10 protein-coding genes are annotated in these 15,929 nt (G+C 66.1%); 5 read left to right on the top strand and 5 right to left on the bottom strand.

Going from position 1 to position 15,929, the window contains the following annotated elements:
* Positions 1-256: 256 nt before the first annotated feature.
* Positions 257-1,447 carry a M20 aminoacylase family protein gene (locus R2669_RS24310; protein ID WP_316891811.1) on the bottom strand — a complete coding sequence of 397 codons (1,191 nt, stop codon included), beginning with the start codon at positions 1,445-1,447 and terminating at the stop codon, positions 257-259.
* 262 nt (positions 1,448-1,709) lie between these two features.
* Here R2669_RS24310 and argE point away from each other — a divergent pair, with 262 nt between their 5' ends.
* Positions 1,710-2,912: an acetylornithine deacetylase gene (gene argE, locus R2669_RS24305; protein ID WP_316902407.1), complete on the top strand. Its 1,203-nt coding sequence runs from the start codon at positions 1,710-1,712 to the stop codon at positions 2,910-2,912.
* Between the two features lie 49 nt (positions 2,913-2,961).
* On the opposite strand, the gene R2669_RS24300 is transcribed toward argE, so the two are convergent.
* The 4 genes from R2669_RS24300 to ptsP all read right to left on the bottom strand — a co-directional run bounded on the left by R2669_RS24300 (position 2,962) and on the right by ptsP (position 9,535).
* Entirely contained in the window at positions 2,962-4,119 is a 1,158-nt protein-coding gene (locus tag R2669_RS24300; protein WP_316902406.1) for an ABC transporter substrate-binding protein, read from the bottom strand.
* Positions 4,120-4,266: 147 nt separating this feature from the next.
* The gene (locus R2669_RS24295; RefSeq protein ID WP_316902405.1) at positions 4,267-5,982 is read right to left on the bottom strand and encodes a PTS fructose transporter subunit IIC; all 1,716 of its coding nucleotides are present in this window, start codon (positions 5,980-5,982) and stop codon (positions 4,267-4,269) included.
* Between the two features lie 50 nt (positions 5,983-6,032).
* Positions 6,033-6,989, bottom strand: a complete 957-nt coding sequence (gene pfkB, locus R2669_RS24290) for a 1-phosphofructokinase (RefSeq protein WP_316902403.1) — start codon at positions 6,987-6,989, stop codon at positions 6,033-6,035.
* Positions 6,986-9,535 carry a phosphoenolpyruvate--protein phosphotransferase gene (ptsP, locus tag R2669_RS24285; RefSeq protein ID WP_316902401.1) on the bottom strand — a complete coding sequence of 850 codons (2,550 nt, stop codon included), beginning with the start codon at positions 9,533-9,535 and terminating at the stop codon, positions 6,986-6,988. Before ptsP ends, pfkB begins: the two co-directional genes overlap by 4 nt.
* A gap of 214 nt (positions 9,536-9,749) precedes the next feature.
* On the opposite strand from ptsP, the gene R2669_RS24280 reads away from it, so the two are divergent.
* The 4 genes from R2669_RS24280 to R2669_RS24265 all read left to right on the top strand — a co-directional run bounded on the left by R2669_RS24280 (position 9,750) and on the right by R2669_RS24265 (position 15,893).
* Positions 9,750-10,745: a LacI family DNA-binding transcriptional regulator gene (locus R2669_RS24280; RefSeq protein ID WP_316902400.1), complete on the top strand. Its 996-nt coding sequence runs from the start codon at positions 9,750-9,752 to the stop codon at positions 10,743-10,745.
* A gap of 82 nt (positions 10,746-10,827) precedes the next feature.
* The gene (locus R2669_RS24275) at positions 10,828-12,924 is read left to right on the top strand and encodes a molybdopterin-containing oxidoreductase family protein (protein ID WP_316902398.1); all 2,097 of its coding nucleotides are present in this window, start codon (positions 10,828-10,830) and stop codon (positions 12,922-12,924) included.
* 10 nt (positions 12,925-12,934) lie between these two features.
* On the top strand, positions 12,935-14,032 hold the full coding sequence (locus tag R2669_RS24270; RefSeq protein ID WP_316902396.1) for an aminopeptidase: 1,098 nt from the start codon (positions 12,935-12,937) through the stop codon (positions 14,030-14,032).
* Between the two features lie 151 nt (positions 14,033-14,183).
* Complete coding sequence (locus tag R2669_RS24265; protein WP_316902395.1) at positions 14,184-15,893, top strand: long-chain fatty acid--CoA ligase; 1,710 nt, start codon at positions 14,184-14,186, stop codon at positions 15,891-15,893.
* Positions 15,894-15,929 lie beyond the last annotated feature (36 nt).

Below are 15,929 nucleotides of genomic sequence, written 5' to 3'. Positions count from 1 at the left end.
GATTCCCGTGTGAAAGTAGGTCATCGCCAGGCTCTCCCCATACAACACCCCAGCTCTACTACTGAGCTGGGGTGTTTGTCTTTGGCGCGAATGATTCGTAATCGGTCTGCTGAACGGGCTGCTCATTCCTGCGAACCATCCCGAACACATTCACACCCGTCGAGCTCGGCGCAGCAGCAATGCCTCCCTGTGGCCAGCCTCGTCAAAACAAAAAAAGCCTCCATTCGGAGGCTTTTGCGCTGATGCGAGCGACTGACTAGCTACGTGCCAAGAATTTCTCGGCGAGGCGAACCCAATATGTTGCGCCCAGCGGCAGCAACTCGTCATTGAAGTCGTAGCTTGGATTGTGCAGCATGCATGGCCCCAGACCGTGGCCTTGCTCGCGGTGATCACCATCGCCATTGCCGATGAAGGCGAAGCAGCCCGGCCTCTCGATCAGCATGAACGAGAAATCTTCGGCACCCATGGTCGGATCGATATTGGCTTCCACGTTATCCGCCCCGACGAGCTCCCGCATGACTGCTGCCGCGAACTTCGTTTCAGTTTCGGTGTTCACGGTGGGGGGGTAGTTGCGGTGGAAGACGAAATCGACCGTGCAATCGTATGCGGCGGCGATGCCCTTAGAGACTTCTTCCATGCGGCGCTCGATCAGGTCGAGGACTTCTGTGGAGAAGGTGCGTACCGTGCCGCCGATCCAGGCTTCGTTCGGGATGATGTTGGTCGCATCGCCGGCATGGAACTGAGTGACGGAGAGGACCGCGGTGTCGATCGGGCGTTTGTTGCGCGTGATGATGCCTTGCAGCGCCGAGACCACCTGAGCGCCGACAAACACCGGGTCGTTGCCGTTGTGCGGTAGCGCTGCGTGCGCCCCTTTGCCTTTGATCGTGATGCGGAATTCGTTGCTCGACGCCATCAATGCGCCGGCCCGCGTCCCGAATGCGCCGACCGGAACGCCCGGCCAGTTGTGCAGGCCGAAGACGGCGTCGCATGGGAATCGATCGAACAGGCCGTCCTTGATCATCTCGCGTGCGCCGCCGCCGCCTTCTTCGGCGGGCTGGAAGATCAGGTTCACGGTACCGCTGAAATTGCGGTGCTTGGACAAGTAATGCGCCGCGCCGAGCAGCATTGCCGTGTGGCCGTCATGGCCGCACGCGTGCATCTTGCCGTCGTGCTTGGAGCGATGCTCGAACTGGTTGGCCTCGGCGAGCGGTAACGCATCCATATCGGCGCGCAGGCCGATGCTCTTGCCCTCACCGTTACGGATAACGCCGACCAGCCCGGTCTTACCCAGGCCGCGATGTACTTCGATGCCCCATTCGGCAAGCTTGGCGGCGACCAGATCGGAGGTGCGTTGCTCTTCGAAGCAGAGTTCGGGATGCGCGTGGATGTCGCGTCGCAGCGCCTGGATCTCGGGCTGCGCGGCTTGGATTTCTGGGATCAGCTTCATGGGATGCTCGTGTTCTGGCTGAAAGTTCGGAACCACGTTCGATGATACGCCGAAGGGCGGTTTCCGGCCCGCCATCAACCAATTGCTCGATCCGTCCATGCAGTCTTGTATGGATTCTTCATGCCATGGCCTGTGCGGGGTCGCTTACAGCAGAAGCCGAACCGCCGAAACGCCTACACTGGAGCTTCGCCAGTCGACCGCGCCACCTTCCCAGCTTCCCGTCGCGGTTCTCTAAGCACCACCTGACCGAACAGAGCCCATCATGTCCGCCGACGTTATCGCTGCCGCATCGCAACCTTCCGACGAAGTTCTGCAATTGATTCGCACGCTGGTGGCGTTCGATACAGTCAGCCGCAGTTCGAACCTCGGATTGATCGAATGGGTGCGCGATCGCTTGCGCGCGCAGGGGGCGGAATGCCGGCTCACGTATGACGCGACGGGGGGTAAGGCGAATCTGTTTGCGACGCTGTCGCCGGGCCGCAAGCCGGGGCTCGTGCTGTCGGGGCATACCGATGTGGTGCCCGTCGATGGTCAGCCGTGGGATACGAATCCGTTCGATGCACAAATTCGCGATGGTCGCCTGTACGGACGTGGCACGGCCGATATGAAGAGCTTCATTGCCGTGGCGCTTGCCAACGTGCCCGCGTTCATGGCAGCGGAGGGCGATGCCAGTTTTCATCTCTCGCTGTCGTATGACGAAGAGATCGGCTGTGTGGGCGTGCGCAGCTTGTTGCGTGATCTGGAGGTCAGCGGCATTCAGCCGGCCGGTTGCATCGTCGGAGAGCCTACGTCGATGCGCGCCATCATTGCGCACAAGGGCAAGCGCGAATACCGATGCTGCGTGCGAGGCAAGGAAGCGCATTCCGCGTTGACGCCGCAAGGGGTGAACGCGATCGAATTTGCTGCGCTGCTGATCGCGCATATCCGCTCGCTGGCTGCGCGTCTGGCGGCGGAAGAGGCGCGCGACGCCGCCTTTGTCGTGCCGCATACGACGTTGAACACGGGCACGATCAAGGGCGGTATTGCTACCAACGTGGTGCCCCGCGACTGCGAATTCACCTTTGATTTCCGCTATCTGCCGGGCACCGATCCGGATTGGCTCTTTGGTGAAGTCGAGCGCTATGCGCAGCAGACATTGCTGCCGCAAATGCGTGAAGTTTCCGCCGACGCTGACATCAGCTTCGCCATGAAGGCCAACACGCCTGGCCTGTCGATCGCGCCCTCGCACGAGCTGGTGTCGCTGGCGCAAGCGTTGGCCGATAGCCGGGGCACGGTCGGCAAGGTCGACTATGGGACGGAAGCGGGCCTATTCTCGCGCGCGGGCATCCCGACGGTGGTGTGCGGGCCGGGCAATATCGAGCAGGCGCACAAGCCGAACGAATACATCGAACTCGCGCAGATCGCGCAGTGCGAAACCTTCATGCGGCGGCTCGCGCAACGGCAGCCGCAGTTGCAGCCGGCGTAAACGAAAGAAACCGGGCACTTGGCCCGGCTTTCTTTGCGGCGACGTGAGATCAGCGGATCACTTGGCCGTTCGAGTTGATGATCGTCATCTCAACGAACTTGGAGCCCACGTGGTTGGACGGCGAGAAGTTCACGTTGAAGCCGCCCACGTCGTAGTTGCCCATCGACTCCAGCGCCCCGATGAACTTCTCGCGCGTCAGGTCGCGGCCGGCGCGCTTGAGACCTTCGACAAAGACGCGCGCAGCGACGTAGCCCTCGATGCTGCCGTAGTCGAAATCGGTAATGCCATCCGATTTGAGCAGCTTTTGGTAATCGCGCACGACGGGCGATGCACCGCTATACGGATACGGCATCACTTGAGAGATGATCACGCCGCCACCAGCCTTGCCGAGTGCGTTGGCCAGCGCCTTGGTGCCGACAAACGACACGTTGTAGAACTGGCCCGCATAGCCCTGGTCTTGCGCGCCCTTCACGAGGGCGGCCACGGTCTGGTACGCGCTGATGACGACAACCGCGTCCGGCTTTTGCGCCAGCACGGTGGCAATCGAACTCTTCACGTCGGTCGTGTTCCGGACGACGCTGGCTTGCGCCACGAGCGTCACTCCTTGGTTTGCCGGCAATTTGAGCGCGCGCTGAATACCGTCGAGGCCCGCCTTGCCGTAGGCATCGTCGTTATAGACCACGGCAATGCGCTTGAGGCCCGTGGTGTGGATCTGCTGGACGATGGCGGCGGTTTCATCGTTGTAGCTGGCGCGCACGTGGAACACATTGCGCGCGAACGGCTCGCGCAGCGCCGAGGCGCCGGAGTACGGCGCAAAGAAAGGCACGCCTGCCGGGTTGGCGATCTTCAGCGCCGCCAGGCTGGTCGGCGTACCGACATAGCCGAACAGCGCGAACACCTTGGTGTCTTCGATGAGCGTCTTGGTGTTGCGGGCGGTCGCATCGGGCTCGTAGAAATCGTCGAGCACCTTCAGCTCGATCTTGCGTCCGTTGATGCCGCCTGCTGCATTGACCGCGTTGAAGTACAACTGGGCGCCGCGGTTCATCTGCTGGCCGAGCTGTGCCGCCGGCCCGCTCATTGGCGCCGATTGCCCGACGATGATTGCGTCATTGGTTACGCCCGTTTCGGCGTGGGCGCCGCTTGACGCCATGCCGACGATGCCCGCTGCGAACATGGCCAGCAGCCCGGTGATTCTGCGAGATTGCATTGCTCTCCCCCGAGAGTTGATTTGCCCGGCATCATAGCTAAACGGGCAGGGGAGGCAAACAGAATCGGGCGGGTTGCGTCGCTTTTGAGCCTTTTTGAGACAGAGAAGGCGCGCGATGTGCTCGCCTTCCTTCATGCGAGGGCCGTTTCAGGCGCCTTCCGCCACCCGTCGCTTCATCACGGCCAGCAGCACGGCAGTGACGACGGTGCCGGCAACCAGCGCCGCCACGTAGCCGCCCAGGTGCGTCACCGCGTTCGGGATCGGCAGCACGAACGCCCCGCCGTGCGGCACGCGCAGTTCCACCCCGAAGAGCATCGATAGGGCGCCCGCGCAGGCCGAGCCCGCCACCAGTGCCGGAATTACGCGGAACGGGTCGCGCGCGGCATACGGGATCGCCCCCTCGCTGATGAAGGCGAGGCCGAGCACGGCGGTGGCGCGGGCCGCCTGGCGTTCGTCTGGCGTGAACCGCGACGGGAACAGCCATGCCGCCAGCGCGATGCCCAGCGGCGGCGTCATGCCCGCGGCCATCGTGGCGGCCATGGGCGTATAGACTTGCGCGCCGATCAGCCCGGTGCTGAAGGCATACGCCGCCTTGTTGATGGGGCCGCCCATGTCGAAGGCCATCATGCCGCCCAGCAGAGCGCCCAGCGGGACCGCGTTGGCGCCCTGCATGCCGCGCAGCCAGGCGGTCAGGGACGCCAGCAGCGCGGCAACCGGCGCGCCGACCACATACAGCATCACCAGGCCCGTCACCAGGCAGCCGAGGACGGGCAGAATCAGCACGGGTTTCAGCCCTTCCAGGTTGCGCGGCAGCTTCAGCCAACGGTTGAGCGCCTCGGTGCCATAGCCCGCGACGAACCCGGCGACGATGCCGCCAAGAAAGCCGGCCCCCAGGCTGGCGGCCAGCATGCCTCCGACCATCCCCGGTGCGATGCCCGGCCGGCTGGCGATCGAATACGCGATGTATCCGGCGAGCACGGGCACCATCAAGGCAAACGCGGACTTGGCGCCGATCTGGAACAGCGCGCCGCCAAGCGTGTGGCTCGCCGAGGCGTCCGTCACATAGATGCCGCCGAGGGCAAACGCCAGCGCAATCAGGATGCCCCCCGCCACCACGAACGGCAGCATGAAGGACACGCCGGTCATCAGGTGCTTGTACGGGCCGGTGCGCTGTTGTTCTGCAGCGGCGGCCGCGGTGCGCGTCGATTGTGCTGTGGCGGAGTTTTCTACGGAGGCCTCGTCGAAGGCACGGCGGATCAGCGCCTGCCCGTCGTGGATGGCAGCTTTGGTGCCGGCGCGGAAGACGCGCTTGCCGGCAAAGCGCGACAGGTCCACCTGCGTATCCGCGGCGATCAACACGAGATCCGCACTCGCGATGGCATCGGCCGACAGCGTGTTCTGTGCGCCAACCGAGCCCTGCGTCTCCACGTGGATCGTGTGACCGAGCGCGCCGGCTGCCTGCGTGAGCGCCTCGGCGGCCATGAAGGTGTGCGCGATGCCGGTCGGGCACGACGTGATGGCGACGATGCGCCGCGCTTGCACACCGGGTTCCGGCGCGGGTGAGGCGTTCTGCATCGCGCGGGCCAGCACTGCCCGGGCGTCGGCCAGCACCTCGTCGAGCGTGACTTCAAGCGTGCGCGGATTGGCGTGACGAGCGGCGGCATCGGGCGACAGGCCGGCCCAGACGACGGCTTCGGCGGTGGCCAGCGCCGCGGTGTCAACGACGGAGGTGATGTCCGGGCCGCGCACGTCGACGTCGAGCTTGTAGCCGGATTCGCGCGCCGCGTGGCGCAGAGCCGCGCCGGCGAGCATCGCGCGGGTGGTGCGGCCGTCCGCACCGAGAATTGCCAGCAGGTTTGCCATGATCGGCTCCTTGAATGCGTTGAGCGTGTGGCGATGCGATGGTCGGGGCGTCAGGCCACGCGCTGCATCTGGACGGCGGCGGCGCATTCGCGCACTTCGCCAGGCGCGGGGAGGTGCGGCCCCAGACGCTGCAGCTTGCATGCGGCAAAGGCCACCGAAAGGCGCACGGTCTCTTCCATGCCGGCACCGGCATGCCAACCGGCCAGCACGCCGGCCACCATGGCGTCACCCGCGCCGACGGTACTGGCGGCGCGCACCGGTGGCAGGCTCGCTTGCCACGTGCCGTCTGCCGTGACGAACAGCGCGCCGTCCTCGCCGAGCGAGACGATGACCTGCTTCACGCCACGCGCGTGGATGGCGCGTGCCAGGTCCACCGTTTCAGCCAGCGTCGGCAGCGATGTCCCCGCCCACAGTTCCAGTTCGTGCCGATTGGGCTTGATGGCCGTCGGCAGCGCGTCGCGTGGTGCAGCCAGGACCTGGGCGAGCGGGGCGCCGCTCGTGTCGACCAAGGTCGGTACGCCGCGGCGGTTAAGCCGCGCCAGCAATGTCACGTAGGCATCCGGCGGCAAGCCACCGGCCTGACTGCCGCACAGCGCCGCGCCCGCAATGTCGGAGAGCGCGTCAATGCGTTCGCACAGCGCGTCGAAGTCTGCGGGCGTGGCGTCAATGCCGGGCAGATTGATGTCGGTGGTCTGCCCGTCTGCCTGGTCGCTGATCTTGATGTTGGTGCGATTGGTGCCGGGCACGCGGCAGAAGCCGTCGACCACGCCCTTGCGCGCAAACAGCGCCTCGAACAGTTCGGCATTGGCGTCGCCGAGAAGGCCCGTGGCAATCACCGGCACCTGCCAGTCGGCGAGGCAGGCAGCGACGTTGACGCCCTTGCCGCCGGCTTGTTGCGTGACGCTGCGGCCGATGTTGACGCGGCCGCGTTCGAGGCGCTCCAGCCCGACGGTCATGTCGATGGCCGGGTTGAGCGTGACGGTGACGATGCGCGACGGGCGGCTCATGCGGCCTTCTCCTCACCACCGGCCTGCATCGGGAAGGCGGTTTCCAGGGCGCGCACTTCCTGGGCGGACGCACAGGCCAGCGCGCGTTCTGCAAGCTGAGACAACGCGCGAAGGTGCGCCTCGCGCAGCCGCGCCTTGACCGGCGCAATATCGCGCGGGCTCATCGACAACTCGTGCACGCCAAGCCCTGTCAGCAGCAGCGCGCCGAACGGGTCCCCGGCCAGCCCGCCGCATACGCCGACCCAGCGCCCGTGGCGCGCGGCGCCTTGCACCGTCTGCTGAATCAGACGCAGCACGCTCGGGTGCAGGCTGTCGGCCTCGGCGGCGAGGTCGGGGTGCTGGCGGTCGATCGCCAGCGTGTATTGCGTGAGGTCGTTGGTTCCGATGGAGAAGAAGTCGACGTGCTCGGCCAGCCGATCGGCCAGCAGTGCGGCGGCTGGCACTTCCACCATGATGCCCAGCGGCACCGTCGGCGCGTCGAGTTCTGCGCGGATGCGTTCGCAGGCGGCGCGCAGGGCGGTCACCTCCTCCAATGACGTGATCATCGGGAACATGATCGACAGCGCCGCGGTATCGCCGGTACTGCCGGCATCGCGGGCGGCCCGATAGAGCGCGCGCAGTTGCGGCTCCATGAGGTCGGGCCGGCGCAGCAGCAGGCGCGCACCGCGCACGCCGAGGAACGGGTTCTCTTCCGTCGGCAGGTTCAGATGCGGGACCTGCTTGTCGCCGCCGATATCCAGCGTGCGCACGATCAGCGGACGGCCGCCAAGGGCTTTGAGCATGTCGGCGTAGACCGCGTATTGCGTGTCTTCGTCCGGCGCGTGGTCGCGTTCGAGGAACAGGAATTCGGTGCGCATCAGGCCGACGCCTTCCGCACCGAGCGTGAGCGCTTCGACCGCTTGTGCCGGCAGGTTGACGTTGGCCGCGATCTCCACCGTGTGGCCGTCACGCGTGCGCGCGGGCAGGCCTCGCTCCGCCTCCTCACGCTGCGTGCGCGCGGCGTCTTCCTGCAGCCATGCGCGGGCGCTCGCGATGCTGGCGTCATCGGGATCGAGCACCAGACGGCCGCCCGTGCCGTCGATGATGGCCTGCGTGCCCGTCGCCACATCGAGCACGGCCGGGCCGGCGGCCACGACGGCCGGGATGCCCAGCGTGCGCGTCAGGATGGCCGTGTGCGAGGTCGGACCGCCTTGCGCCGTGACGATGCCGATGATGCGTCGCGTGTCGAGCGCCGCCGTATCCGAAGGCGACAGGTCCGCCGCCACCAGGATGCAGGGTGTGTCGGGCAGCGTCTGCGCTGCACTGCGTAGCGACGGATCGATATGGCCCAGCACACGCCGTCCCACGTCGCGCAAGTCGGCCGCGCGCGCGGCCAGCAGCGGATTACCCAGCGCGCCCAGCCGCTCGGCGAGGCGCTCGACGGCCTGATGCCAGGACCACGCCACCCCGTGGCCTTCGACCATCGCCTGGCATGTCAGCGTCATGAGATCGGTGTCGCCCAGCAGTTCAGCCTGCGCCTTGAAGATGCCCGCTTCGGCTTCGCCCAGACGGGCGGCGGTGTCGCGCGCCAGGGCTTCCAGCTCCGCGCGCGTGCTGGCCAGCGCCTGGTCCAGCAGGTCGCCGCCGGTGGTGAGTGCGACGGGATGATCGGGCACGGTCGACGCGCCGTGCTGCAACACGTGGATGGGGCCGATCGCCAAGCCGGGGCTCGCCGCAATGCCGCCGATGGCGGGCAGCGCCGTGTCGGCTTGCCAGCCGTGCGCGGTCTGGCGCGTGCGAGCCGCCTGCGTGTCGCGCGCCGCCTGAGCGCGCTCCTGCGCCGTCAGGCCTCGGATGGTCTGCAGCAGCGCGTCGAGCGCGGCCCCGGCGTCGGGGCCTTCCGCAGAGAGACTGAGTTTGGCGCCGGCCGCCAGCCCCAATTGCAGCAACGCCACGAGATTCTTTGCATCGGCGGTTTCGTCGCCATGGCGGACTTGCACCCGCGCGGCAAAGCGACGCGCGGTTTCGACCCACTGCGCGGCCGGACGCGCGTGCAGACCGCTCGGGTATTCCAGCGTCAAGGTGCGCTGCTCGGCGAGGTCGGTGCCTGGTGTGCCGGCGGCGGGCGCGGGCGCGTCGCTGGAGAGTGCGGCGACAAGCTCTTCAGCATTCTGCGTGGTGAAGAGCTGCCGCAGGCGCGCATCGTCATTCAGCAGCCGCGTCAGCCGGCGCAGCAGCGTGATGTGTTCGTCCGACTGCGCGGCGATGGCAAATACCAGGTGCGTCGTCTGGCCCGGGTGCCACTCCAGCCCGTCAGGAAACTGCAGCACCGCAATGCCGGTCTGGCGGATCAGGTGACGGTCCTCGCCCATGCCGTGCGGAATGGCGACGCCGTGGCCGAGAAACGTGTTGGCCACCGTTTCGCGGCGCAAAAGGCTGTCGATATAGGCGGGATCGATGCAGCCGGCGTCGGCCAGCAATTGGCCGGCGGCGCGGATGGCGCTTTCCTTGTCGGTGGCGCGTTGCTGCAGACGGATGCGTTCGGCGCAGATCAGGGCGGAAGCCATGCGGCGGGTCTCCTGCGGCTGCCGTGCTCCAAGGCCCGGCATGCGTGTCGTCGATGATCGCGAATTGAAATCGATTACAGTTGGAGTGTCAATGTGCGTCGCGACACAAAGTGACGCTTATACCAGTATTTACGGGGTTTCCCTAGGTGCTTCGAGCATTGGTGGTGGTGCGCTCCTTCGCTATGATGACGCTTTCTTTGGAAACGATTTCAGCATGACGGTTCGAATCAAGGACGTGGCGGCGGCGGCGGGGGTGTCGGTGGCAACCGTGTCACGCGCCCTCGCCGGCGGCCCCGTGAGCGCGGAACTGCGCCGGCGCGTCGATGCGGCGGTGGCGGCGTCGGGGTATCGGCCGAACCTGTCGGCGCGGCGGCTACGCTCGCAGCAGGCGCAGACCGTCGGGCTGATCGTCTCCGACATCCGCAATCCGTTCTTCACCAGCGTCAGCCGGGCCGTGGAAGACGCAGCCTACGCGGCTGGCCTGCGCGTCATCCTCTGCAATTCCGACGAAGACCCGGAGAAGGAAGCGATGTACCTGCGCCTGATGGAGGAGGAGCGTGTGACCGGCGTGATCCTCTCGCCGACGCGCGGCATTGCCGAGGCGCAGCAACCCGTGGATCTCGGCTACCCGGTCGTGCTGATCGACCGCGCCGGCCCCACATGCGGCACCGATGCCGTCGTGCTCGACAACCAGCAGGCCGCGCAAACGCTGGCCGAGCACCTCGCCGCGCAGGGTTACCGGCGCATCGGTGGCCTGTTCGGGCGGACGAGCAGCACAGGCGCTGAGCGTCAGGCCGGATTCGCGACGGCGCTGGCACGCCACGGCATCACCGCCGAGGCACGCTTCATCCTGCCGACCGCCGAGGCCGCGGAGGCCGAGACGCTGGCGTGGCTGTCCGGCGCGGAACGGGATCGCCCCGACGCGCTGGTCGCGAGTAACGCGCAATCGCTGCTCGGCGTGCTTCGTGCGTTGCGGCGGCTGTCGCTCGACGTACCGCGTGACATCGCCGTGGCGGGCTTTGATAACGAGCCCTGGACCGAACTCGCCGGCCCGGGCATCACCGTGATCGAGCAGCCGGTGTACGACATCGGCCGGATGGCGATGGCGATGCTGCAGGAGCGCCTCGCGCAACCCACCTTGCCGACGCGCCGCGTGCTGCTGACTGGGCGCCTGGTCACGCGCGGTTCCACGCCGCTGCGAAGCCCCTAGCGGGCGATTACAATTTCCGGATACTTGCGGTGGTGCGACGACACCGACATGCACCCGCCGCCACCCACTCCGGAGCCCCCTGATGTCCACCCAAGTCATCCGTGCTGCCTGCCCGCACGACTGCCCCGACACCTGCGCCTTGCTTGTCACCGTCGAGGACGGCCGCGCCACCCGCGTACAGGGCGACCCGGACCACCCGACCACCGCCGGCGTGCTGTGCACCAAGGTCAATCGGTATGCAGAACGCACGTACCACCCCAACCGCCTGTTGACGCCGATGAAGCGTGTGGGCGCCAAGGGCGAGGGCACGTTCGCACCGATTTCGTGGGACGAGGCCATCGACACCATCGCCACGCGCCTGGGCGACATTGCTGCGCGCAACCCGGAGGCCATCCTTCCGTACAGCTACGCCGGCACGATGGGTCTGGTGCAGGGCGAAAGCATGGCCGCGCGCTTCTTCCACAAGCTGGGAGCGTCGCTGCTGGATCGCACAATCTGCGCATCGGCCGGCGCGACGGCGCTGCGCTACACGTACGGCGCGAGCCTCGGCATGGACATCGAGCACGTGCAGGACGCCAAGCTGATCCTGATCTGGGGCGCCAATCCGATCGCGTCGAACCTGCATTTCTGGACGCGTGCACAGGAAGCCAAACGGCGCGGCGCCACGCTCGTCGCCATCGATCCGTATCGCTCGCTGACGGCCGAGAAGTGCCATCGCCATCTGGCGGTGCGCCCCGGTACCGATGCAGCGCTGGCGCTGGCGATGATCCACGTGTTGATCCGCGATGATCTGCTCGACCACGACTACATCGCCGATCACACGCTCGGTTTCGAGGCGCTGCGTGAGCGCGCGCAGCAATACACGCCGGAATACGCGGCGACGCTGTGTGGGGTGGACGCGGCGGATATCGAGTGGCTCGCCAAGCTGTACGGCACGACGGTCGTGCGCGACAAGCAGCCCGCGGCCATTCGCCTGAACTACGGCATGCAGCGTGCGCATGGCGGCGGGCAGGGGGTGCGCGCGGTCGCATGCCTGCCGTCGCTGGTGGGCGCGTGGCGCGATGCAGCGGGCGGGCTGCAGCTGTCGACGTCGGGTTTCTTCCCCATCGACAATGCGAAGCTGCAGCGTCCTGACCTGCTGCCGAGCTGGCCCGCGCTGCCGCGCACGATCAACATGAGCACCATCGGCGATGCGCTGCTGCATGCGGGCGACGCATCGTTCGGCCCGAAGGTCGAGGCGGTGGTCGTCTACAACAGCAACCCCGTGGCGGTGGCGCCGGACTCGCGCAAGGTCGCCGCCGGCTTTGCGCGCGAAGACCTCTTCACCGTGGTGCTGGAGCATTTCCAGACGGACACCGCCGACTACGCCGACATCCTCCTGCCCGCCACCACGCAGCTCGAACATGTCGATGTGCACAAGGCGTACGGCCACACCTACGTGCTGGCCAACAACGCTGCCATCGCGCCCATGGGGCAGTCGCTGCCCAACACGGAGATCTTCCGCCGCATCGCCAAGCGCATGGGCTTTAACGACGCCTGCTTTGCCGACTCGGACGACGACATCGCCAGCCAAGCGGTGCGCCGCGACGACCCGGCTGCCGCGCACATCGACTGGGCGACGCTCAAGCGCGACGGCTGGCAAAAGCTGGCGCACCCGGCTGCGCCGCTCGCACGCGGCGGTTACCGCACGGCGTCCGGCCGCTGCGAGTTCTATTCCGAGCAGATGGCCAAGGACGGTCTTGACCCGCTGCCCGGCTATGTGCCGCCGCATGAGTCGGCGATCAGCACGCCTGAGCTGGCCAAGCGTTATCCGCTGTCGATGATCTCGCCGCCGGCGCGCAACTTCCTGAACTCCACCTTCGTCAACGTCGACAGCCTGCGCAGCACCGAAGGCGAGCCGCATCTCGACATTCACCCCGACGACGCGAATGCGCGCGGCGTCATTGATGGCGAGCTTGTCCGCATCTTCAACGATCGCGGCACCATGCAGGCGCGCGCCCGCGTGACCGACCGTGCGCGGCGCGGCGTGGTCGTCGGCCTGTCGATCTGGTGGAAGAAGCTCGCGCCGGATGGTACCAACGCCAACGAGCTGACCAGCCAGCGCCTGACCGACATGGGCCGCGCGCCCACCTTCTACGATTGCCTGGTCGAGGTCGCGCCGTTGGCACAGGCCGCCTGACGGAACCATCATGCGTGCCGCACGCGCGCTGTGCCTTGCGCTGTCGTTTGCCGGTTCGGCGTTGCTGGCCGGCTGCGACACCGTCGGTTATTACTACCAGTCCGTCAGCGGACATCTCTCGCTGATGGCGCAGCGCGAGTCGATCGACCACGCGATCGACAACGCCCGGCAAGCTCACAACGACAAGCTCGCCAAACGCCTGGAGGATGCGCGCAGCATCCGCATCTATGCCTCGCGTGAGCTGGGCCTGCCGGACAACGGCAGCTATCGCGTCTACGCCAATCTCAAGCGTCCGTTCGCGGTGTGGAACGTGTTTGCGGCGCCGGAGCTGTCGGTCAAGCTCAAGGAATGGTGTTTCCTCGTCGTCGGCTGCGTGACGTATCGCGGCTATTACGACCGCAACGCCGCCATGGCCTACGCCGACACCCTGCGCGCCCAAGGCCTGGACGTGGATGTGGCCGGCATTCCTGCGTATTCCACACTGGGTTATTTCGACGACCCGCTGCTCAATACCTTCGTCGGCCTGCCGGAAGGCGAGCTGGCGCGGCTGATTTTTCATGAGCTGGCGCATCAGGTCGTCTACGCCAAGGGCGATACCGCGTTCAACGAATCGTTTGCCACTGCCGTGGAAACCATTGGCGTCGAACGCTGGCTGGCGGATGCCGCTACGCCGGAAATTCGCGCGGAATACGCCACGTACGACGCCCGCCGCGTACAATTCCGCGCCCTGCTGCTCGAGTACCGCAACCGGCTGGAGACGCTGTATGCCAGCCCCGTGTCGGACGACGAGAAGCGCGCCGGAAAACGCGCCATCTTCGCGAGCCTGCAGGCCGATTACGCCAAGCTCAAGGCAAGCTGGGGCGGTTATACCGGTTACGACCGTTGGTTCGCGCAGCCGCTGTCGAACGCGCATCTGGGCGCTGTCGCAAGCTACCTGGAATGGGTGCCGGCGTTCACGGCGCTGTATCACCGTGATGGCGGCGACTGGGCGCGCTTCTATGCCGACGTCAAAGCGATGGCGCGCGAGCCCAAACCGCAACGCGAAGCCGCCCTGCGATTGTTGGCGCCGCCCGCGATGGCGACGTCTGCCGGCATCACGCAAAAGTGATGCCAACAGCGGTTTCTGCACCAGTTTCAAGCGAGGCCGGCCGGCTGAGGGAACCGTCTAAGTTATTGTTTTGACACAGACATCCGCGTAGGATGCCGAAAAAAACGAACGACCATTCGAAAAAAATCGACAATCGCCAGGAGACACGCCCATGGATAAGCCGTGGCTGAAGCAGTACCCCGCCGGGGTGCCGGCCGAGATCGATGCGTCGCAGTACCGATCGCTGGCCCATCTGCTTGAGGATTCTTTCCAGAAGAACCGCAACCGCCGTGCATTTGAATGCATGGGCAAGGTGCTGACCTACGGCGAGCTGGATACGCTCTCGCGCCAACTGGCGGCCTGGCTGCAATCGCGCGGTCTCGCACCCGGCGCCCGCGTCGCGCTGATGATGCCGAACGTGCTGCAGTACCCGGCGGCGTTGGCCGCCGTGCTGCGTGCCGGCTATGTGGTCGTCAACGTCAACCCGCTTTACACCCCGCGCGAACTGGAACACCAGCTCAAGGACAGCGGTGCCGAAGCCATCATCATCCTGGAGAACTTCGCGACGACGCTGCAGCAGGTGCTGCCCAATACGCCGGTCAAGCACATCGTGGTGGCCAGCATGGGCGACATGCTCGGCGGCCTCAAGGGCATGCTGGTCAATTTCGTCGTGCGCAGCGTCAAGAAGATGGTGCCGGCGTGGGAGCTGCCCAACTGCATCCGCTTCAACACGGCGCTGCAAGAGGGCGCCAAGCAGACGCTCAAGCCGACCTCCGTCGGCCCCGACGACGTGGCCTTCCTGCAATACACGGGCGGCACGACCGGCGTGTCGAAGGGTGCGACGCTGCTGCATCGGAACATCGTCGCCAACGTGCTGCAATCGGAAGCGTGGATGAATCCGGCGCTCACCAAGCCCGGCCGCGATGGCCGCATGCTGGCCGCCGACGAAGAGATCGTCACCATTACCGCGCTGCCGCTGTATCACATCTTCGCGCTGACGGTGTGCTGCCTGCTGTCGATGCGCAAGGGCGGGCTGGCCGTGCTGATCCCGAATCCGCGTGACATCCCGGGCTTCATCAAGGTGCTCAAGCAGTACCGCTTCCACATGTTCCCGGCCGTGAACACGCTGTACAACGCGCTGCTGAACCATCCCGAATTCAAGGATGTCGACTGCTCCAACCTGCGCGTGGCCAACGGCGGCGGCATGGCGGTGCAGGAGGCGGTGGCCAAGAAGTGGCTGGAGGTGACGGGGTGCCCGATCATCGAAGGCTATGGCCTGTCGGAAACCTCGCCGTCGGCCATTTGCAACCCCACGGATACCGACAAGTTTTCGGGCACCGTTGGTTTGCCGATTCCGGGCACGGAAATCGCCATCCGCGACGACGAAGGTCGCGACCTACCGATCGGCCAGCCGGGCGAAATCTGCATCCGCGGGCCGCAGGTCATGGCGGGTTACTGGAAGCGCCCCGACGAGACCGCCAAGGTCATGTATGCCGACGGTTTCTTCAAGACCGGCGACGTGGGCGTGATGGACGAGCGCGGTTACACCAAGATCGTCGATCGCAAGAAGGACATGATCCTGGTGTCGGGTTTCAACGTGTACCCGAACGAGATCGAAGGCGTGGTGGCGATGTGCCCGGGCGTGCTGGAAGTGGCCGCGGTGGGCGTGCCCGACGTGCATTCGGGCGAGGTGGTGAAGCTGTTCGTGGTGCGCCGCGATCCGTCGCTCACGGAACAGAAGCTGCAGGAATTCTGCAAGGACCAGCTCACCGGCTACAAACGCCCGAAGTTCATCGAGTTCCGCAACGAGCTGCCGAAGACGAACGTCGGCAAGATCCTGCGCCGCGAACTGCGCGACGAGGCGATGAAGAAGCGTGCCTGAGTCTGCGTAGCTGCAATAAAAAAGCCGCGAGGAATC

The organism is Ralstonia edaphi (assembly GCF_958350185.1).
In the GTDB taxonomy this organism is placed as follows: domain Bacteria; phylum Pseudomonadota; class Gammaproteobacteria; order Burkholderiales; family Burkholderiaceae; genus Ralstonia; species Ralstonia edaphi.
This window is presented reverse-complemented; position numbering and strand designations above follow the sequence as displayed.